This window comes from Burkholderiales bacterium, from assembly GCA_036262035.1.
Classification (GTDB): Bacteria; Pseudomonadota; Gammaproteobacteria; order Burkholderiales; family SG8-41; genus JAQGMV01.
The window spans coordinates 461,880-481,731 of record DATAJS010000013.1 but is presented as its reverse complement, the minus strand read 5'-3'; the positions used below and the strand labels follow the sequence as shown (position 1 = coordinate 481,731).

Genomic DNA, 19,852 nt, shown 5'->3' with positions numbered 1-19,852 from the left:
CGACGTCGCTTCCGCTGTAGTCCGGATTCACGCGGAGCCATGGCTGCGGTGTCCCGCGCGCGTTTCCCCACCGACTGGCGCACTGCCGGACGTTCGTCGAAATGGGCCAGCATAGCGATCGTCGTCGCGCTGCATATCGCGCTCGTCGCAGCGCTGCTGCAATTCGCGTCGGTGCGTACCGCGATCATCGCGGCAGCGCCGATCATGACCACGCTGATCACGCCGCCGAAGAAAGTGGAGCCGCCGCCGAAGCCGCCGCCTCCGCCGCCCAGGCCCCAGGTGCGGCACAAGCCGACGCCCGCGCCGCAGCCGCCGATCATCGCGGCGCAGCCCGAAGCACCGCCGACGACCTTTACCGCGCCGCCGCCACTGCCAGTGCCCGTGCCGCTGCCGCCGATCGAGGCGCCGGTGGCCCCGGTCGCCGTCGCCCCGCCGCCCGCTCCACCGGCCCCTGTGATTCCGCCCAGCTTCAACGCGGCCTATCTGAACAATCCGGGGCCGGAATATCCGCTGGTGTCCCGTCAGATGGGCGAGGAGGGCCGAGTCATCCTGCGCGTGTTCGTGAACGAGAATGGGTTGCCCGAGCAAGTGCAGGTGCGCACCTCCAGCGGTTTCACCCGTCTCGACACCACCGCGCAGGACACGGTGCGCCGCTGGAAATTCACGCCGGCGCGCCGCGGCGATACACCGGTCGGTGCGTGGGTTCTCGTGCCGATGACGTTCAAGCTGGGCAACTGAGCGCGGCCCGCGGAATCGCTAGCGCGTCACAATCTCTCTTGCCGCCGACCTCGCTCTCGCGGCGGCATCGCGCGCCATCGTGTCACAGAGACCGGTATACGCTTCGGGATCGATGAGCGCGTCGATCTCGGCGCGCGACAGGTGATCGGTCACGCGCTTGTCCGCTGCGAGCGTTGCGGAGAACGACTTGCCTTCGACGAACGCGGCTTGCGCGGCGTCGTAGACGCGTCGTGCGCGTGCTGCCGCCCGATCCTCTTGCCGAGCGTGAGCATCACCGCTTCGGCCATGATGAGACCGCCGGAGAGCTCCAGGTTGGCGCGCATGCGCTCGGGATGGAGCGTGAGGCCCTTCACGATCTCCGCGAGCCGCACGAGCATGTCGCCGGTTGCGATGCACGCGCGCGACTCCGCCGATTTCATGATCACGCTGCTGGTGCGGTCGGCCTCGTGCTCGGCCTGCATGCCTTCGAGCGCGAGCGGCACGATCGAGCGGATCTCGGCCGCGGCCGCAATGACGTCCTGGCACAGCTTGGGATTGCGCTTCTGCGGCATCGTCGAGCTGCCGACGGTGCCGGGCGGCACGGGCTCCTCGACTTCGCCGTACTCGGTCTTCATGAGCGTGTAGATCTCGCGCCCGATCTTGCCGCACGTCGCGGCGAGCAGGCCGAGGAGGCAGACGTTCTCGGCGATGTGGTCGTAGATCACGCGCGAAGGCACCGCCATCGGCTGCATCCCGAGCTGCTTCGCCATGCCCGCCGCCACCTTCTGCCCGTCTTCGCCGAACGACGCATACGTTCCCGCGCCGCCGCCGAGCATCGCGACGAAGATGCGCGGCGCGGCCTGCCGCATGCGCTCGACGTGGCGCAGCAGCTCGTCGATCCAGCCCGCGACCTTGAAGCCGAACGTCGCCGGCACTGCGTGCTGGCCGTGCGTGCGACCCGGCATCGCCATCTCCGCGCCGCGCTCGGCAAGATCCGCCATCGAGGCGAGCGTCTCGCCGATGAGGCGCAGGAAGATCGCGTGCGCCTGCCGCAGCACGACGAGATCGCCGGTCTGCGTGATGTTCTGCGTCGTCGCGCTCCAGTGCACCCAGCCGCCGTGCGGCTCGCCGACCACGCGCGACAGCTCCCAGACGAGCGGGACGATGGTATGACCGGTGCGCGCGAAGCCTTCCATGACGCGCGCGCGGTCCATGAGCTCGAACTTCGCGCTGCGCGTGATCGCTGCTGCGGCTTCCTTGGGGATGATGCCGAGCTCGGCTTGCGCGCGCGCGAGCGCCGCTTCGACGTCGAGCCACGATTGCCAGCGGTTCTCTTGTTTGTAGAGTGCGCGGATCCCCGGGTCGCGCACGCGCGCGGCGGTGGGGCTGTCGTCGTGGGAGGCGGTGGCCATGGGATGTTTTCTCCTTAGCGGCGAACGTCAGGATGGATTCCGGATCACCTCCGCCTGGCGGCGGGTCCGGAATGACGAATCAGCCGGTCTGCTTCATCGCGCCCGCCAATCGATCCAGCGTCGCGAGCGTCTTGTCCTTGTCCTCCGCGGCGATCGAGAAGACGACGCGCTCGATGCCGGCGTCGCGATAGCGTTGCAACGTATCGGGCTTCGCCGGCGGATTGAACGCGGTGATCGGAATCGACTCGCGACCTGCGGCTTTCGCCATCTCGCGAAACGCGGGCAAATGCATGAGGACGTCGTTCTCGCCGTACGCGGGACGCAGCGCGTGCGGCATCCACGCATCGCCGAACGCGAGGGCGCGCCGCGCGCCGTGCGGCCACTCGCCGCCGACGAGGACCGGCAGCGGCTTCTGCACCGGCTTGGGCCACGTCATCATCGGTCCGAACTTCACGTGCGCGCCGTCGAACTCGGGCTTGGTTTTGCTCCAGATCTCGCGCATCGCCTGGACGCGCTCTTCCATCAGCTTGAAGCGGCCTTTGAAATCGGTCGTGCCGTGGTTGGCCATCTCGTCTTCGTTCCAGCCGGCGCCGATGCCGAAGAGAAAACGGCCGTCGGAGATCCGGTCGAGGCTCGCCACCGACTTCGCGGTCTGGATGGGATCGCGCTGCACGACGAGGCAGATGCCCGTCCCCACCTTGAGCGTCTTCGTCGCCGTCGCGGCTGCGGCCAGCGTCACGAAAGGATCCATGACGTCGTAGTACTCCTTCGGCAGCTCGCCGCCTTTGGGATATGCCGACTTGCGGGTCAACGGAATGTGGCTGTGCTCCGGCGCCCACAGGCTTTCGAAGCCGCGCGCCTCGAGCGCCGTGCCCATGTCGACGGGCGAGATCGAATAGTCGGTGAAGAAGATCGCGACGCCGTATTTCATGTGGGTTCACCTCCGCCGGTTGCGCCATGTAACCTTACGATAAGTCGTGACGGGAGAAAAAGATGAGATTCCTCGCCGTGATCGTCCTCGGTCTCGTGCTCGCAGCGCCGGCCTTCGCCAACCCCGCGCTCCATGGCACCTGGTCCGCCGCGGTCGACGGCCAGCCGCTGACCGTCACCTTCGAGCCCAACGGCACCGGCACGGTCAACGGCAAGCCCATGAAGTGGCAGACCCTGATGAGGCTGCTGCTCGTCCAGCAGCAGGGCGCCGATGTCGTCAGCTATTCGTTCGATGCCAGGCCCGACAGCCTGACGGTCTCGGGCGGCGACCTCCCGGGCATCGTGACGATGACGCGCGGCACCGCGGCGGCCGAGGCGGCGGCCAAAATGGCCAAGGCGACACCTCAGGCTTCCGCCCAGGGCTCGTCCGGCGGCGGTGGCCAGGATCTCGTCGGGCGCTGGTGCAAGGGCAGCAACTTCACCGCCAACTCGGGCGGCGGCTCCTCGCGCATGACGTGCATCGACCTGCGCGCCGACGGCACCTACACCTACCAGAGCCAGGGCAGCATGAGCGCGAACGCGCCGGGCATGTGGGGCGGCACCAGCTCTCAGTCCGCCGACTCCGGCCGCTGGAGCGTCGCCGGCAACCGCATCACCGCCCAGTCGCGCAGCGGCCAGACGAACAGCTATACGCTCGAGAAGCGCAACAACCCCAAGAACAGGCGCGACCCGATGATCTGCCTCGACGGCGACTGCTATACGACGTACTACAACCGGCCGCCGTGGTGAGACCGCACAACGAATCCCGACACGGAGCTTCCGCCATGCTGCCTGCCGAGTACGACGTCACCGGAAAAGTGGTTTTGATCACCGGCGCGGGCCGGGGCATCGGGAAAGGCATCGCGCAGGTGCTCGCGCACGCCGGCGCCGATATCGCGCTGAACGCGCTCACGCCGAAATACGTCGAGCCGCTCACCGCCGAGATCGCCCGATCGTCGGGCCGGCGGGTCGAGCCGATCGTGGCCGACGTGACGAAGCCCGACACCGTGCGTGCCGCGGTCGACGCGGTTCTGGCGAAGTTCGGCCGCATCGACGTGCTGGTGAACGCGCTCGGCGATTCGATCCGCAAGCCGCTGGTGACGCTGCCCGACAAGAGCGAATCGCAGGCGGCTTCGGACGACGAGCTGAAGTTCGTCATCGATATCAACCTCACCGAAGCGATACTCTGCACGCGCGAAGTGGGAAAGCACATGCTCGAGCGGCGCAGCGGCAAGGTGATCAGCATCTCCTCGTGGACCGCGAGCAAAGGCGGCGGCGAGCTCGTCCTCTACACCGCCGCGAAGACCGCGCTGGTCGGTTTCACACGGGCGCAGGCGCTCGAATGGGCGCCGTACGGCGTGCAGGTCAACGCGATCGCGCCGGGACTCTTCCCGGACCCGGTGACCTCGGGCGAAAAGCGCGCGCAGGAAAGTGCCGAGCGCGCGAAGCGCACCGTGCCGCTGAAGCGTCACGGCGAACTGCGCGAAGTGGGATTGCTCGCGCTCTATCTCGCGTCGGGCGCGTCCGACTACATGACCGGCCAGACGATCGTGCTCGACGGCGGCCTGAGTCTTTGACGGCCGTCGCCAAACGACGTGTCATCGCGAGGCTCGCGAAGCGAGCCGTGGCGATCCCGTGGCGCACGGGTTAGGCCGAGCGCCCCGAGATTGCTTCGTCGCCGCGTGCGCGGCTCCTCGCAATGACCCGTACGTTCAATCGGGCGAGATGTTCAAGGGCCTGGCCGACGCTATCGCCGACGCGTTTCATCGCGGCGTGCTGCGGCGCCGCCTCGCCGGCGATCAAGCCGCTGCCGCTCGCGAACGGCGGCAGCACGCGAACGGGCTTCACCGGATACGGCGTCTGCGCCATGGCGGCGCCGGCGACGAGCAGACAGAACAACGCGGCGGGCGCCCTGATCACGTTCAGCTCACTTCCGCTGTTTGCGGGACGCTCTGCGCGGCGAAGATCGAGCGATAGCCGACCTGGTCCCAGCGCGGCGGCAATCGGGCTTCGTAAGGCTCCCAATGAACGTGCAGCGGCTCCTGCCCGCGCACCAGCACGCCGGTCTTCTTCGTCGGCGACGGCGCGGGTGTGATCGGCAGCGTGTCGGCCGAGGAATACACGTTGAGGAGCAGCGGGCGCAGGCGCGGCGAATGGTTGACCGCCGACGCGTGCACGACGCGGCAGTGGATCAGCACCACCGTGCCGGCGGGCCCGCACATTTCGGCCACGCGATCGGTCTTCAGCGCCGCGACGTCGCGCGCCGAAAGCTGGCCGGTCCAGCGGCCGTCGTCGTCGAACTGTTCGAAGAGCGGGCCGCGATGCGTGCCGGGGAGCGCCACGAGCGGCCCCTGCTCGGAGGTGGTGTCGTCGAGATAGACGCCGAAGGTGAGCACGCTGAAGCTGGTGTGCGGCCACGCCGGGATGTCCTGGTGCCACTGCACCGCGTCGCCGCCGTCGGACCACTTGAAGTTGAGCTTGGAGCTGTGGAAGCGCAGGTCTGGGCCGAGCAGGTCCGCCACGAGATCGACGACGCCGGGATCCTGCGCGAACGCCCAGAGCTCGGGATGCTGGTCGACCGCCTTGCGCAGGCGCCGGATGTTCGGCTTCTCTTTGCTGTGATCGGGCGCGAGATCGAACTGATCGTCGGAAGCCGACAGGGCGCGCGACTCCTCGATCTTGGCGTCGACCACCGCACGCAGCCGCGCCAGCCAGGCGGTGCCGACGTAACCGGGCACGACCAGGAAGCCGTCCTCGAAGTAGCGCTCGCGCGAGCGCTGGTCGAGAACCAGCGGGCGTCGCTCCAGCACGCGTTCGGCCTTCATCGCGAACCTCCCGTGCGTTTCCGCGCAGCATACGGCCGCCGGGCGTATCGTGCTAGTTTCACGCGTGCAGGAGCCGATCAACCCGGTAGACGCCCGCACTTCGAATCCCGGTCCCCCCATTCGAGGAGGCGAAATGAAATGCCCCATCGGCGTCGTCAGCGTGCTACCCCTGTGCGCGCTTCTTGCGCACGGCAGCGCGGCACTGGGTCAATCGTATCCGTCCAAACCGGTACGCTTCCTCTCCGGCCAGCCGCCGGGCGGAGCGACCGATTTCTTCGCGCGCATGGTGGCGCAAGAGCTGATGAAGACCTGGAAACAACCGGTCATCGTCGAGCATCGTCCCGGCGTGTCCGGTTCGCTCGCGGTGGATCAAACCGTCAAAGCGCCGCCGGACGGGTACACGCTCGTATTCGCCACCTCGGGACAGATCGCGATCAATCCGCATCTGCTGAAGCTCAACTACGACCCGCTCGTCGATCTCGCGCCGGCGGCGTTTCTCGTGCACACCTGCATGCTGCTGGTGACGCATCCTTCGGTTCCCGTCCGATCGGCGCGCGACTTGATCGCGCTCGCGAAAGCTCAGCCCGGGAAGCTCAACTTCGGTTCAGGCGGCAATGGCGCAGCCTCACACCTCGCCTCGGAGCTGTTCATGTCGCTCACGGGCACACGCATGACGCACATCCCGTTCAAAGGCGCGGGCCCGGCCGCCCTCGCGGTTTCCACCGGCGACGTCGATCTCTCGTTCGGGTCGGTACCCGCCACGATGGGCGCAGCGAAAGCGGGACGGGCACGCGCCCTCGCGGTATCGACCAAGAATCGGACACAGGCCTGGCCCGATCTGCCGACGCTCGCCGAATCCGGCGTGCCCGGGTACGACATGTCGAACTGGTACGCCTTCTTCGGGCCGCCCGCGCTGCCGAAGGAGATCGTCGTCCGCCTTCATACCGATATCGGGCGTATTGCCGCCCAACCGGAGTTTCAGGAACGCCTGGTACGCGAGGGTGGGGCGCACGAAGCGATGACGCTCGAACGCTTCGGCCAGTTCATGCGCAGCGAAAACGCCCGCTGGGGGAAAGTCATACGCGAGCGCAACATACGCGCGCAGTGACTATGCCTGCCGGCCGTTGCCGCCGACGATTGCAGTGCGCACCACGCTGGTAAGCCTTCCACGATGAACGATGTCGGATCTGGACTCGATCAGGGCGCCTTCGCAGGGAGCCATCAACCAGGCTGACACCGCGCTCGTCATCCAATCGGCGGACAACGCCGCTTCCGCCGTGGCCAGCCCGAGGCCCATCGTCACGCCGCCCTGTACGTGGCCGACGCGGTTGCTCACTTGCGGGCCGTTCTTCAGGCGGCCCGCCGCGCCGTCCGCATGCGCTTGGGCGTCGAGCCGATGCCGGGAACGCCGGACGCGCTGCGCGACCGGATCGTCTCGGAGACCGAGCGCTGGCGCAAGGTGATCAAGGCGGCGGGAATTACCGCGGAGGTCGCTCAGTAGCAACTGCTACCATAAGCGACACCAATAACCGCGGGGAGTAACGCATGATCACCGACGCACAGGTTCACATCTGGAACGCGAACACGCCCGAGGATCCGTGGGACCCGAAAGGGAATAACCACCTGCCCGATCCCATGCCCGCCGAGCGCATGCTCGGGCTGATGGACGACGCCGGCATCGACCGCGCGGTCATCTCGCCGGCCGGCGTCGCGCCCAATCGCAGCCCGGCGTGCGCGCAGGCCGCCGCCGCCAAATATCCCAAGCGCTTTCGGGTGATGGCGTGGTTCGTGCCCTCGCTGCCCGAGCAATTCAAGCTGCTGCCGCGCTGGCTGGAGCAGCCCGGCGTGTGCAGCCTGCGCCTGTCGATGAACGAAGCCGAGCACCAGAAGCTGTTCGCCGAAGGCGCGTTCGAGCCGGTGTGGAAAGCGTGCATCGACCAGGACATGGCGGTGGCCGTGTGGACCCGCGCGGGTCCCGCGCTGATGGAGCCGGTGCTGCAGAAGTATCCGAACCTCAGATTCATCGTCGACCACTTCGCGTGGGCCGTGCCGGGAGAGGCGCGCGAGAGCAAGGTGAAGGCGATGGAAGCGCTCGCGCGCTTTCCCAACGTGACCGTGAAAGTGTCGTCGCTGCCGCTGGTGTCGGGCAGCGCGCCGCCCGAATACGAGGACCTGCACCCGCTGATCAAGCGCGTGCACGCGGCGTACGGCGCCGAGCGCCTGATGTGGGCGTCCGACCAGACCCAGACGATGGGCAAGGCGCGCGGCACCTATACCGAGAACGCCGACATCATCCGCAAGTACGCCGCGGCGTACCTGCCGGCGGCCGACATACAGCAGATGATGCACGGCACGGCGAGCAGGGTGTTCAAGTGGCCGGTGGAGTAAGTTGATCGGTGTTTCACCCGGCGAGCTGCTCGTTCTCGCACTCGCCATCCTCGCGGGTGGCGTCGTCGCAGGACTGCTCGCCGGCCTGTTCGGAGTCGGCGGCGGTGTGGTGGTCGTGCCGGTGCTCTACGAGGTGTTCCGGCTGCTCGAGGTTCCGGACGCGGTGCACATGCAGCTTTGCATCGGCACCTCGCTCGCGATCATGGTGCCGACCAACATCCGCTCGTATCGCGCGCATCGCGCGAGCGGCGCGGTGCTCGAGCACGTCGTGCGGCAATGGACGCCGGGCGTCGTCGTCGGCATTGCGGTCGGCTCGGTCATCGCGACCGTGGCGCCGTCGTCGGTCTTCAAGATCGCGTTCACGGTCATGGCCGCGATCATCGCCGGCAAGCTCTTGTTCGGCCGCGAATCGTGGCGGCTCGGCGACGAGCTGCCGGCGCATCCGCTCGCGCGGCTCTACGGGCTCGCGGTCGGGCTGATGGCCTCGCTCACCGGCGTGAGCGGCGGCTCGCTGTGCACCATGGTGCTCACGCTGTACGGCAAGTCGATACACCAGGCCGTGGCGACCTCCGCCGGCATCGTGGTGCCGATCGCGATCGCCGGCACGCTCGGCTACATCGCCGCCGGCCTGCCGCACCAGTCGAGCCTGCCCCCGTTCTCGCTCGGCTTCGTGTCGCTGATCGGGTTCGCGCTGATGGCGCCGGTGGCGAGCTTCACCGCGTCATACGGCGCGAGGCTGGCGCACGTTGTGCCGCGACGCGGGCTCGAAGTCGCGTTCGGATTGTTCCTGCTCGCCGCATCGCTGCGGTTGTTGGCGAGCCTTCTCTGACGCCGTCGGTTACACTGTCCCCGCAGGTCATTCACACCGTGCGGCGCTCTTTCAGGGAGGTGCGTGATGCGGGGACGATGGCAGGCATTGTGCGGCGCAGTGGCTGCTGCGGCCGCAATCCACCCGGGCGGTTCGTTCGCCCAGACCTATCCCGGTAAACCCGTCCGCTACGTCATCCCGTTCGACGCCGGCTCCTCGCCGGACATCGTGGGCCGCACCATCGGCGAGCGCCTGACGCGGCTGTGGGGCCAGCAGGTCGTCGTCGACAACCGCGTCGGCGCCGCCGGAACGCTGGGCTCCGCGTTCGTCGCGAAAGCGGCGCCCGACGGCTACACGCTGCTCCAGGCCAACATCGCGTCGAACGCGATCTCGGTGTCGCTCTACGCGAAGATGCCTTACGACCAGTTGCGCGACTTCGCGCCGATCACGCGCATCGGCATGACGCCCAACGTCATCATGGTGCACCCGTCGACGCCGTTCAGGACGGTGCGGCAGATGGTCGATTACGCGAAGGCCCATCCCGGCAAGCTCAGCTACTCCGCCTCGCTGCCCGGCACTTCGCCGCACCTGACGATCGAGTTGCTGAAGCTGCAGCTGAAATTCGACATCGTCTACATCCCGTACAAGCTCGGCGCCCAGGCGGTGACCGACACCATCGGCGGCCAGGTGCCGATCAACATCTCGAACGGGCCGCTCTCTACGGGGCCGGTGCAGTCCGGCCGGCTGCGCGCGCTCGCGGTCACCAGCGCGCAACGTCTGCCGCTGCTGCCGGACGTGCCGACGATGAAGGAATCCGGGGTGCCCAACTTCGAGGTCACCTCGTGGTACGGCCTGATGGCGCCCGCGGGCACGCCCGCGGCGATCCTCGACAAGATCAACGCCGACATGCAGGTCGCGCTGCACTCGCCGGAGGTCGAGAAGCGCATGCAGGATGTCTCGATGCCGCCGTCGCCGACGACGCGGCAGGAGTTCGATCAGTTCGTGCGCAACGAGATCGCGCGCTGGGCGCGCGTGATCAAGGAGGCGGGGATACCGCAGCAGTGAGCGGGCGCGCACGAGGTCGTCACTCGCTCAGCCCCTTCGCGACCTTGTCGATGCCGGCCTGCGCGCACTTTTCGTCCGCCGCTCCGCCGCCCTTGGCGCCCGGCGTTCCCGAGATGCCGATCGCGCCGACGACCGTGTTGCCGGCCCTGATCGGCAGGCCGCCGGCCGCGGTCGTGATGTTCGGAAGATGCAGCGGGCCGGCGCTCGTGGGGCTCTTCGCGGCGCGGCTGCCGTATTCGGCCGACGGCATCCCGTAGGTCAGCGCGGTATAGGCTTTGCGAAAGCTGTGCTCGCTGCTGTGCAGGTTCGCTCCGTCGTCCCGCAGCACGACCTTCGTGCGGGCGGCATGATCGATCACGGTGATCGTCACGGGCACGCCGTGCGGGCGGCAAGCGGCGAGCGCCGCCGTCGCGATCTCCAGCGCGCCGTCGAGCGAGAGTGTGCGTTCGGTCACCAGGGTCGCGCCGTGAGCGCAAGGGACGAGCGCGAGACCCGCCAGGACCACGATCGATTTCAGGTGCTTCACAGTGCCTCCCCTGTGTTGGAAGTGCGCGGCTAGCTCCCGTGAAACGCGTCCCACTTCCTCGCGGCGACGGCGAGCGCGGGCTCGATATCCTCTTCGAGCAGATAGCGGTCGCGCACCAGCGTCTGCGCCGCGGCACGCACGCGCGCGAGGTAATCCTCTTTCGAGGCGTAGCGCTCGTCGATCGACTTGCGCGGATCGCCGCTCGCCTCGCGCTCCGCTCGCGTGCGCATGAAAGGCAGGGTGGTGCCGAACAACGGCGCGCCCGAAGTCATGAGACCGCCTTGCCCCATCTCTTCGTGGCGCACGTTCCATCCGGTGTAGGTCGCGAGCGGCACCGCGACGTCCGGTAAGCGGACGCCGGCGACTTCGTTGCAGTCCTCGTCCATCGCCGATACGAGCGTCGGATAGGCGCCGCTTTCCACCGGCGGATAGCGGACGACGCCGGCGCGCGCGTGCGGACCGAAATCCATGCGCAGCCGCATGGGCAGGTGAGAAAGCCACGCCGAGCCGGGGATCCGCGTGTACGAAGACTTCAGCGACTCGCGGCTCACCGCGGTACCGTCTGCGATCCGCGGCACGCGGCTGGGTGGCGCAACGACGCCTTCGCGCACCCACAGATCGAGGGCGGTGAGCGCTGCGCGCATCGCGGGCCGATAGTCCAGCGTGTTCAACGGCTGCTTCGCGAGGAACCCGTCGGGATTGCGGTTCGACAGCGGCAGCGCGCCGGGTCCGTGCTGCGCGCCCGAGAGATAATAGGTGCGAACGTCCTGCGGCGGCTCGATATCGCGTCGGCCGTCGACCGTGGTGTGTCCGAGCGATGCGCCGCTCCACCAGTATTCCATGCCCGAATTGGTCGCGATGAATTTTGGCATCGAGCCGTCGGCACGCGAGCGGTCGAGGAGACCGCGGTTGTCGTCGAGCGCTGCGTCAGGCGTCGCTTCGTACGCGAAAGGATAGGTATTCCCCGGCGCACGCAGGATGTTGGTGCTGGGCTGACCGAAACGGATGTTGAACTCGCCGCGGCGCGAGCTGCCGGTGTTGGCGAGCAGACCGTCGAAGGCGATGCGGCCCGCTTCGTCGCGATTCAGGCCCCAATAGAGAAACTCGCGCAGCCAGCGGCCGTTCATGCTCTGGCCATAGCCGTAGGCGTAATCGATGGCGCCCGCGAGCGGATTGCCTTCCGCCGTCGTGCCGTGCCTGAGAAAGCTCGCGGCGTCTCGATATGCGAGAAACGCCAGACCGACGATCGGCGCACCGAGCGCGGTGTAGGTGAGCTCGTAGACTTTGCCGGGCTCGAAACCGCCTTCGAGCCAGACGTGATCGGCGCTCGGCTCGACGCCTTCGCCGCCCCGCCTGGCGAAGCGCCAGCGCCTGCGCGCGATGACGGTCGGCTCGCCGTCCTGATGGTCGCGCACCGTGAGCACTGCGTTCGTGTCGCTGATGTCGGCCGTCGGGTAGGGCTTGTGACCCGCATCCGAGAGAAGCTGGTGCTGCACGCGCTTGTTGGGCCACCACTGCACGAAGCTCTGCCCGCGCACGCGCTGCCCGTTCTCGATCGCCTCGGGATACCACGCGCGCATGCGCTCGGGCGACTCCGGCGGATCCCACTGCACGCCGATCGACAGCACGCTGTAACCGTTGCGGAACAGGAATCCGTTGCCGACGTCGATGTCCGGATTGCCGTCGGTGCGGCGCGGCGCGCTGTTGAACGTCGGCACCGCGGTGAGGTTCCCGCGATTGATCGAGTCGATCAGCACACGGCCGCGCGGCTCGGGATCCGACGGCTTCAGCAGATGGAATTGCGCGCGGTGCTCGACGAGCCCGTCGCGGTTCGTCGGCGCGAGGTTCAGGTCGCAGATCGTCGCGTTACCCGGATGCTTCGGGTTCGAGGCGAAATGCAGCACGCCGGTGAGGTATTCGTAAGCGCCGCTCGCGCCGAACGATCGTCCTCCGGCAAGCGGCCCGCGGGCCTCGATCTCCACTCGTGTGACAGGCATGGGTTACTCCGGAACGCCGATGACGACGACGACGGCATAGTCCTGCTTCTCGCAGCCTTCGACCGGAGGCATCGCTCCGCCTGGGGCGACCGGGAACGCCGTCTCCGGTATGTTGGCCGGAAAGCACGAGGGATCGCTCATCGGCGTGTAGCGCGCCGCGCGGCAGGGCAGGTGCGTCACGTCGTGCAGCGTCGCATGATCGTCGAGCGTCCACCGGCTGTCTCCGTTAGCGTCGGCAGGATGTATGGTCAGCACGGCCGTCACGTCGCGGTCTCCCGTGACCAGGTACTTACCGGGAGGGACCGGAAACAGCGGCGGCTCCATGATCAGGCCGTGTTCCTCCACCCACCAGTGCGGCCCGTCGAGCTTCCATCCTGCCGGCGCGAGTCCGCCGGCCTGCTTCAACCGTTCGAAGCTGTGCAGGCGCACGCCTCTGGGACCCGGGTCGACGGGCCACAGACCCCACGTTTGCGCGCCGCTCCCCGAGCTCGCGTCCGGACTGCCCAGAGCCGCGATGAATTGCGGCGAAATGCGCTTGAACTTCATGCCCTATTTGACCACGCGCAGAGGTGCGTCGGGCGCTATGATGTCCTGCCCCACACGCGGGAGGTCGCCATGGCAGAGATCCTGGGCATCGGTGCAACGCACTATCCGCCGGGGATGGTCCCGGACGAACACAAGGCCTGGCCGCTCGCGCGCATGCTGCACACCGATCCGCGCATCCCGGAGCGTATGCGCGATCCGGCGAACTGGCCGGAGCCGATGCGCGCCGAGTGGGGCGACGACGAAGGCGTCACCTCGCACAAGGCGCACCGCGCGCGCGTGCTGAGCGCCTTCCGCAAGATCCGCGAGGAGATCGACGCGTTCCGTCCCGACTTCATCGTGATGTGGGGCGACGACCAGTACGAGAACTTCCGCGAGGACATCATCCCGCCGTTCTGCGTGCTCGCGTACGAAGAGCTCAAGTACCAGCCGTACAAGCGCCTGCGCGGGAAGCCCAATATCTGGGACGAGCCCGCCGACAAGACGTTCATCCAGCCCGGTCACCACAAGGCCGGACGCTATCTCGCGCGACGGCTGCTCGAGGAAGGCATCGACATGTCGTATGCCTACAAGCCGCTGCACGAGGACGGCCTGGGACACGCCTTCGCGAACACGCTGCTCTATCTCGACCTCGACCGTAAAGGTTTCGACGTCCCGGTCGTGCCGGTCGCGGTGAATTGCTACGGAAGCTCGGTCATTCGCAATCGCGGCGGCGGCGCGCGCTTTTCCGACGAGCCCGATCCGCCGTCCCCGTCGCCCAAGCGCTGCTTCGAGATGGGGCAGGCGACCGCGCGCGTGCTGAAAGACAGCCCGTGGCGCGTCGTGCTCATGGCCTCGTCGAGCTGGTCGCACGGCTTTCTCACCGAGAAGCACTACTTCATGTACCCCGATCTCGAAGCCGACCGCGTGATGCTCGACCACCTTCGCGCCGGCAAATATCTCGCGTGGCGCGATACGCCGCTCGCCCGCATGGAAGACGCCGGCCAGCAGGAGGTGCTCAACTGGACCTGCCTCGCCGGTGCGATGCACGAGCTCGATTACAAATCGCAGATCGTCGACTGGGTCGAGACGATGACGTTCAATGCACCCAAGTGCCTCGCGGTGTTCAGGCCGGGCCGCTGACCGGAGAGGATCTGAGCGGCTTTTCGACATCGCTCGTGCTGCTGGCGGCGCTGCTCGCGCTCGCGGCGGGCGCTGCGCCGGCGGCGGCGCCGGCCAAGCTTGCGCACGTCGACGACCTAAAGGACAAGCGCGTCGGCGCGCTGCTCGGCTCGGCCCACGTCGACTACGTCCGGAAGACCTGGCCGCGCGCGACGCTCCTCCAGTACAGCTCGCCCGCCGACCTCCTGCTCGCGGTGAAGACCGGCAAGGTCGACGCCGCGTTGAGCGATGCCGAAGCGCTGCGCGAGATCCTGCGGCAGGACGATACGCTCGGCACGCTCGGAGAAACCCTGTTCTCCTTTCCCGAAGGCGTGGGCTTCGCCAGGGAGAACGACGCCCTGCGGACCGAGTTCAACCGCTTCCTCGCGGAGCTGAAAGCGAGCGGCGTGCACGCCGACATGGTCGGGCGCTGGATGGAGGGCAACGTGACCGACATGCCGGTCCTTCGCAACGCCGGCACCGGCCGCGAGCTGGTGGTCGGCATCAGCGACGGCACGCTGCCTTACGCGGCAGTCAAGGACGGCCGCCTGATCGGCTTCGAGATCGAGCTCGCCGAGCGTTTCGGCGCGGCGCTCGGCCGAAAAGTCCGCTTCTCCATGATCGACTTCAGCGGGCTCATCGCAGCCGCCGCGACCCGCAAGGTGGACATGATCGTGAGCGCGCTCTTCATCACCGAGGAGCGCCGGCGGAACATCGCCTTCTCCGATCCGTACTACGAAGAAGGCACGAGAGTCTTCGCCCTCAGGACGAAGCTCGCGGCCTACGACGGGCCCGGCGCGAGCCCGCCCGCATCGTTCCTCGCGCGCGCGGCGGCGAGCTTCCGGAACAACGTCATCCACGAGCAGCGCTACCTCCTGTTGTGGGACGGGCTCAAGGCGACGGTGATCATCTCGGTCTTCGCGACGCTCTTCGGCACGCTGCTCGGGGCGCTGGTCTGCTGGATGCGTATGTCGAAGCAGCGTTTCATCTGCGTGCCGGCGCGCGCCTTCATCGGCGTCGTCCGCGGCACCCCGCTGCTCGTCCTGCTGATGCTCATCTTCTATGTCGCGTTCGCCGACATCGACATCGACCCGCTGCTCGTCGCCGTCATCGCCTTCGCGCTCAATTTCGGCGCTTATTCGGCCGAGATCTTCAGGAGCGGTGTCGAGGGCGTCGACCGGGGACAGACCGAAGCCGCCGTCGCGATGGGCTTCGCCAGGTGGGGGACGTTCCTCCACGTCGTGCTGCCGCAGACGGTGCGCCGCATCCTGCCGGTGTACAAGGGCGAGATCATCTCGCTCGTCAAGATGACCTCGATCGTGGGCTACATCGCGGTGCAGGATCTCACCAAGGCGAGCGACATCATCCGCAGCCGTACCTTCGACGCGTTCTTCCCGCTCGTCATGGTGGCGGTGCTCTACTTCGCGCTCGCGTGGCTGCTCGTGCTGGGGCTCGACTGGCTCGAGCGCGCCACCGACCGCCGCCAGCGGCGCAGACAGGCGGCGCCGGCGTGATCCGCGTCGAGCATCTGTCGAAGCGCTACGGCGATCTCACCGTGCTGAAGGACGTCACCACCGAGATTCGCAAAGGCGAAGTGGTCGCCATCATCGGTCCGTCGGGCACCGGCAAGAGCACCTTCCTGCGCTGCCTGAACGGCCTCGAACGCCCGAGCGGCGGCGCCATCCACGTGGACGGCGTCGATCTCCTCGACAAGAGGACCGACGCCGCGAAAGTGCGCCGGAAGATGAACATGGTGTTCCAGTCGTTCAACCTCTTCGCGCACCTGACTGCGCTGGAGAACCTCACGCTGGCGCCGGTGACGCTGAAAGGCATCGCGAAGCGCGAGGCCGAGGCGAAGGCGCTCGAGCTGCTGCGGCTGGTGGGCGTCGCGGAGAAAGCCGATCTCTACCCCGACGAGCTGTCGGGCGGCCAGCAGCAGCGCGTCGCCATCGCGCGCTGTCTCGCCATGGACCCAGAAGTGATCCTGTTCGACGAACCGACCTCCGCGCTCGATCCGACGATGGTGAGCGAAGTGCTGTCGGTGATCCGCCGGCTCGCCGGCGGCGGCATGACCATGGCGATCGTCACCCACGAGATGGCGTTCGCACGCGACGTGTCGAACCGCGTGCTCTATATGGACGAAGGGGAGATCTACGAGGAAGGCACGCCGGAACAGATCTTCGACAACCCGCGGCGCGAGAAGACGCGCGCGTTCGTGAATCGCATACGCACCTACAGATGCCGCATCGACTCGCCCGATTTCGACTTTTACTCGATGAATGCCCGTATCGACGCTTTTTGCGAGCGGCACATCCGGCGCACGACGCGGCACGACCTCCTGCTCGCCGTCGAGGAGCTCATCAACATCCACATGCCCGACCTGCGCGAGGTTCCGCTCGACCTGACCGTCTCGTATTCGGAGGAGACGCAGGAGCTCGACGTGATCTGCGAGCGTGACGGCGACCGGGGCAATCCCCTCGACAGCGACCGGCTGCCGGACGATCTAGGATCGACCATCGTGAAGCACCTCGCGAAGTCGATCGACTACGCTGCCGCGAACGGGAAGAGCCGCCTCTCGGTGCGCATCGGAAAACACAGCGATCGGAGGCGGACAGAGTGAACCGGAATCGTGCTAGCGTTACCTGATTCCCGTGAAAGGCTCATCTCATGAAAGGTGTCGTCGTCTGTCCCCAACCCCGTGCCGCGGATGTCGGCGCGGCCATCCTCGCCAAAGGCGGCAACGCTTTCGACGCCGCGATCGCCACCGCCTTCTCGCAGATGGTGAGCGATCCGTTCATGTGCGGCATCGGCGGCATGGGCACGTTGCATTACTACCGCGCCGATGAGGGTCGCAGCGGCATGGTCGACTTCTACAACCGCGCGGGATCGAAAGTCCGCCCGGACATGTGGCAGCACGATCTCAAGGGCCGCACCGAGATCTCGGGTTACAGCCTCTTCGACGATTACCGCAGCGAGATCGGCTACACCTCGATCATGACGCCCGGCACGCCCGCGGGCTTCGGCCTTTTCCACGAGAAGCATTGCAGCCTGCCGTGGGCCGACCTGCTCGCGCCGGCGATCGCGCAGGCCGAGGAAGGCATCACGGTGACGCCGCATTTCACCGGCGTGTGGACGCGCTATCGCCAGCCGGGAATCCCCGACGGCTACACGCGGCTCACCAAGACGAAGGAGTGCGCGCGCGTGTACCTGCATCCCGAAGATCGCTTCTACGAAGTCGGCGAAGTCATGCGCCTGCCCGATTACGCGCGCACGCTCGGGCGCATCGCGCGCGGCGGCTGGCGCGAGTTCCATCACGGTGCGCTCGGCGATGAGATCGCCGCGGACCTCCAGAAGAACGGCTCGTATGTGACGCGCGAAGACATCGCGGGCTTCGAGCCTGAATTCTCCGAGCCGCTCGAAGGCTCGTATCGCGGCTATACGGTGCGATCCAACCCGCCGCCGGGCAGCGGCGCGACGCTGATCCAGATGCTGCAGATCCTCGAGCACTTCGACCTCGGCAAGCTCGACCACGGCTCGGCGCGGCACATCGATCTCGTCGCGCGCGCGATGGCGGCCGCGCACGTCGATCGCAACGAATACCTGGGCGATCCGCGCTTCGCCGACGTGCCGACCGCGATGCTGATCTCGAAGGAGCGCGCCGCGTACTGGGCGGAAAAGATCAAGCGCGGCGAGTTCCTGGGCGACGAGAAGCAGGCGCCGCCGGGATGCACCACGCATATCTGCACCATGGACAGCGCCGGCAACGCGGTGACGCTCACGCACACCCTCGGCACCGCGTCGGGCGTCGTCACGCCCGGGCTGGGCTTCAACTACAACAACTCGATGAAGCTCTTCGACCCGATCCCGGGCCGCAAGAACTCGATGGCCCCCGGCAAGGCGCGCACCACCGGCATGGTGCCGACGATGCTGCTCAAAGACGGCAAGCCGGTGCTGATCGCGGGCGCGCCGGGCGGCAGCGTGATCATCAGCGCGACGCTGCAGGCGATCCTCAACGTGATCGATTTCGGGATGTCGCCGGTGGAAGCGGTGACGGTCCCGCGCATCCACTGCGAAGGGAAGGGCATCCAGGCCGAAGCGACGATCCAGGGCGCGGTCGTCGCTGGCTTGCGCGCGATGGGCCACAAGGTGGTGCACAGCCCGCACAGCTTCGAGCCGATGATGTCGCGCGCGCACGTGATCTCGACGCTCGGCGGAAAGATGCGCGGCGGCGCCGATCCGCGCGGTGGGGCGGGTGTCGGCTACGCGTGGTGACGCGCTGAATCGATTCTCAAGGCTCTCCGAAGGCGCTGACGGCGTTGTCCCATAGGATCTTGCGCATCAGCCCGGCGTTCACTTCTTTCCAGCCCAGGGCGAGGTCGACCGACTCGGGGAAGCGCGACTCGGGATGGGGATAGTCGGTGCTGAACATGAGCAGGTGATCGCCGAGGAACTCCGAGACCATCTTGACCATCCTGCCGCCTTCGTGAAGGACGATCGAGGCGAAGAAGCGCCCGCCGGTGGTGTACTCGAGCATGGTGTGTTTCAGCCCTTCGGCCACGAAACCCATGTACTTCGCCTGGTCCTCCATGCGCACCGCCCAGAAAGGGATCCAGCCGAAGCCTGACTCGAGCACGGCAAAGCGCAGGTTGGGATAGCGATCGAGTAGGCCGGCGCCGAAGAAGGCGCCCATCGCCCGCATCGCGCCCCAGGGATGCGAGGCGCTGCGGCCCAGGAACGGATTGCGCCACAGGTCGCGATAGCCCGGATAGCCTTCGGCGAAGCTGTGGTGGATGTAGCACAGCCCCTCTTCATCCATCGCGCGCCACAGCGGATGCAGATCGGGATGATCGAGCGGGTAGTCGATCGGCAGGTTCACGTACACGCCCACGGCCCACTTCGATCCGCTCCAGCGCTTCACCTCCTGCACCGCCTCTTCGACGTCTCTCGCGTTCACGCCGATCATCGACTTGAGACGCCGCGGGTACTTGCCGGTTCGCAGCGGCGAGGCCGCGTTCACCGAGAACACGATGGAGTCGTTGAAGAGCGAAGCGATCGGCGTGAAATCGGTGTAGTCGAACGGATTGGTGCCCAGGATGTGGCCGCTGAGCAGCGACGTCCCCGCCACCATCAGGGTGTGCCCGTCGCCCGGCCGCTGGCTGACGTAGCCGTAGGCGACACTGCCGCCGGCGCCGGCCTTGTTCACCACCGCGATCGGCACGTTCGTAAGCTTGTTCGCGACGAGGAGCCGCTCCACGGTGCGCGCGGTGAGGTCCTGGCTGCCGCCCGCCGCGAAACCGACGACGAGCTCGACACTGCGCCGGGGCATCCAGCCCTGGGCCGCGGTCGAGGCCGCGAAGCCGGACAGCGCCAGTGCAACCAGGGTGCGCCCGTGTCGCATGTCGTGGATGCTATCCGAGCGCGAAAAAGAAAAGCTCCCGCGGCTGACCGCGGGAGCTTCTGTG

Annotated in this window: 21 protein-coding genes and 1 pseudogene; 12 read left to right on the top strand and 10 right to left on the bottom strand. The window is 67.4% G+C overall.

The window, feature by feature from the left end:
• The first annotated feature begins 39 nt into the window (after positions 1-39).
• Positions 40-738 (top strand): TonB family protein, encoded by a 699-nt coding sequence (locus VHP37_17790; protein HEX2828211.1) that lies wholly within the window; start codon positions 40-42, stop codon positions 736-738.
• An 18-nt stretch (positions 739-756) separates the two neighbouring features.
• Here VHP37_17790 and VHP37_17785 read toward each other — a convergent pair whose 3' ends face one another.
• The 3 genes and pseudogenes from VHP37_17785 to VHP37_17775 form a co-directional block, all read right to left on the bottom strand.
• The gene (locus tag VHP37_17785) at positions 757-1,134 is read right to left on the bottom strand and encodes a hypothetical protein (protein HEX2828210.1); all 378 of its coding nucleotides are present in this window, start codon (positions 1,132-1,134) and stop codon (positions 757-759) included.
• Positions 1,135-1,241: 107 nt separating this feature from the next.
• Positions 1,242-2,129: pseudogene (locus VHP37_17780) on the bottom strand (lyase family protein).
• A gap of 79 nt (positions 2,130-2,208) precedes the next feature.
• Positions 2,209-3,060 (bottom strand): LLM class F420-dependent oxidoreductase, encoded by an 852-nt coding sequence (locus VHP37_17775; GenBank protein HEX2828209.1) that lies wholly within the window; start codon positions 3,058-3,060, stop codon positions 2,209-2,211.
• 62 nt (positions 3,061-3,122) lie between these two features.
• Here VHP37_17775 and VHP37_17770 point away from each other — a divergent pair, with 62 nt between their 5' ends.
• Both VHP37_17770 and VHP37_17765 read left to right on the top strand, forming a co-directional pair.
• On the top strand, positions 3,123-3,848 hold the full coding sequence (locus VHP37_17770; protein HEX2828208.1) for a hypothetical protein: 726 nt from the start codon (positions 3,123-3,125) through the stop codon (positions 3,846-3,848).
• Between the two features lie 35 nt (positions 3,849-3,883).
• Positions 3,884-4,675 carry an SDR family oxidoreductase gene (locus VHP37_17765; GenBank protein ID HEX2828207.1) on the top strand — a complete coding sequence of 264 codons (792 nt, stop codon included), beginning with the start codon at positions 3,884-3,886 and terminating at the stop codon, positions 4,673-4,675.
• Positions 4,676-4,745: 70 nt separating this feature from the next.
• Here VHP37_17765 and VHP37_17760 read toward each other — a convergent pair whose 3' ends face one another.
• Together VHP37_17760 and VHP37_17755 are read right to left on the bottom strand one after the other, a co-directional pair.
• The gene (locus tag VHP37_17760) at positions 4,746-5,018 is read right to left on the bottom strand and encodes a hypothetical protein (GenBank protein HEX2828206.1); all 273 of its coding nucleotides are present in this window, start codon (positions 5,016-5,018) and stop codon (positions 4,746-4,748) included.
• Positions 5,019-5,020: 2 nt separating this feature from the next.
• Positions 5,021-5,923 (bottom strand): phytanoyl-CoA dioxygenase family protein, encoded by a 903-nt coding sequence (locus VHP37_17755; protein ID HEX2828205.1) that lies wholly within the window; start codon positions 5,921-5,923, stop codon positions 5,021-5,023.
• Positions 5,924-6,056: 133 nt separating this feature from the next.
• Between VHP37_17755 and VHP37_17750 the strand changes: the two genes are divergently transcribed.
• On the top strand, positions 6,057-7,031 hold the full coding sequence (locus VHP37_17750; protein HEX2828204.1) for a tripartite tricarboxylate transporter substrate binding protein: 975 nt from the start codon (positions 6,057-6,059) through the stop codon (positions 7,029-7,031).
• Here the strand turns inward: VHP37_17750 and VHP37_17745 are convergent, their stop codons facing one another.
• A complete protein-coding gene (locus VHP37_17745; GenBank protein HEX2828203.1) occupies positions 7,032-7,259 on the bottom strand; it encodes a hypothetical protein in 228 nt (75 codons plus the stop codon).
• 39 nt (positions 7,260-7,298) lie between these two features.
• On the opposite strand from VHP37_17745, the gene VHP37_17740 reads away from it, so the two are divergent.
• The 4 genes from VHP37_17740 to VHP37_17725 all read left to right on the top strand — a co-directional run bounded on the left by VHP37_17740 (position 7,299) and on the right by VHP37_17725 (position 10,184).
• Positions 7,299-7,424 carry a hypothetical protein gene (locus VHP37_17740; GenBank protein ID HEX2828202.1) on the top strand — a complete coding sequence of 42 codons (126 nt, stop codon included), beginning with the start codon at positions 7,299-7,301 and terminating at the stop codon, positions 7,422-7,424.
• A 44-nt stretch (positions 7,425-7,468) separates the two neighbouring features.
• Entirely contained in the window at positions 7,469-8,311 is an 843-nt protein-coding gene (locus VHP37_17735; protein ID HEX2828201.1) for an amidohydrolase family protein, read from the top strand.
• A 1-nt stretch (position 8,312) separates the two neighbouring features.
• Positions 8,313-9,140: a sulfite exporter TauE/SafE family protein gene (locus tag VHP37_17730; GenBank protein HEX2828200.1), complete on the top strand. Its 828-nt coding sequence runs from the start codon at positions 8,313-8,315 to the stop codon at positions 9,138-9,140.
• 66 nt (positions 9,141-9,206) lie between these two features.
• Positions 9,207-10,184, top strand: a complete 978-nt coding sequence (locus VHP37_17725; protein HEX2828199.1) for a tripartite tricarboxylate transporter substrate binding protein — start codon at positions 9,207-9,209, stop codon at positions 10,182-10,184.
• Positions 10,185-10,203: 19 nt separating this feature from the next.
• Here VHP37_17725 and VHP37_17720 read toward each other — a convergent pair whose 3' ends face one another.
• From VHP37_17720 to VHP37_17710, 3 genes are read right to left on the bottom strand one after another with little or no spacing between them, the layout of a single operon-like run.
• Positions 10,204-10,710: a heme-binding protein gene (locus VHP37_17720; GenBank protein HEX2828198.1), complete on the bottom strand. Its 507-nt coding sequence runs from the start codon at positions 10,708-10,710 to the stop codon at positions 10,204-10,206.
• A 29-nt stretch (positions 10,711-10,739) separates the two neighbouring features.
• A complete protein-coding gene (locus VHP37_17715) occupies positions 10,740-12,707 on the bottom strand; it encodes an alpha/beta hydrolase domain-containing protein (GenBank protein ID HEX2828197.1) in 1,968 nt (655 codons plus the stop codon).
• Between the two features lie 3 nt (positions 12,708-12,710).
• Entirely contained in the window at positions 12,711-13,253 is a 543-nt protein-coding gene (locus VHP37_17710; GenBank protein HEX2828196.1) for a hypothetical protein, read from the bottom strand.
• A gap of 69 nt (positions 13,254-13,322) precedes the next feature.
• Between VHP37_17710 and VHP37_17705 the strand changes: the two genes are divergently transcribed.
• The 4 genes from VHP37_17705 to ggt are packed head-to-tail and all read left to right on the top strand — an operon-like array spanning position 13,323 to position 18,662.
• Positions 13,323-14,372: a hypothetical protein gene (locus VHP37_17705; protein ID HEX2828195.1), complete on the top strand. Its 1,050-nt coding sequence runs from the start codon at positions 13,323-13,325 to the stop codon at positions 14,370-14,372.
• Complete coding sequence (locus VHP37_17700; GenBank protein ID HEX2828194.1) at positions 14,342-15,904, top strand: ABC transporter substrate-binding protein/permease; 1,563 nt, start codon at positions 14,342-14,344, stop codon at positions 15,902-15,904. Before VHP37_17705 ends, VHP37_17700 begins: the two co-directional genes overlap by 31 nt.
• Positions 15,901-17,010 (top strand): amino acid ABC transporter ATP-binding protein, encoded by a 1,110-nt coding sequence (locus VHP37_17695; GenBank protein ID HEX2828193.1) that lies wholly within the window; start codon positions 15,901-15,903, stop codon positions 17,008-17,010. Before VHP37_17700 ends, VHP37_17695 begins: the two co-directional genes overlap by 4 nt.
• 47 nt (positions 17,011-17,057) lie before the next feature.
• Positions 17,058-18,662, top strand: a complete 1,605-nt coding sequence (gene ggt, locus VHP37_17690) for a gamma-glutamyltransferase (protein HEX2828192.1) — start codon at positions 17,058-17,060, stop codon at positions 18,660-18,662.
• A 16-nt stretch (positions 18,663-18,678) separates the two neighbouring features.
• Here ggt and VHP37_17685 read toward each other — a convergent pair whose 3' ends face one another.
• The gene (locus VHP37_17685) at positions 18,679-19,788 is read right to left on the bottom strand and encodes a tripartite tricarboxylate transporter substrate-binding protein (protein HEX2828191.1); all 1,110 of its coding nucleotides are present in this window, start codon (positions 19,786-19,788) and stop codon (positions 18,679-18,681) included.
• Between the last annotated feature and the right edge of the window lie 64 nt (positions 19,789-19,852).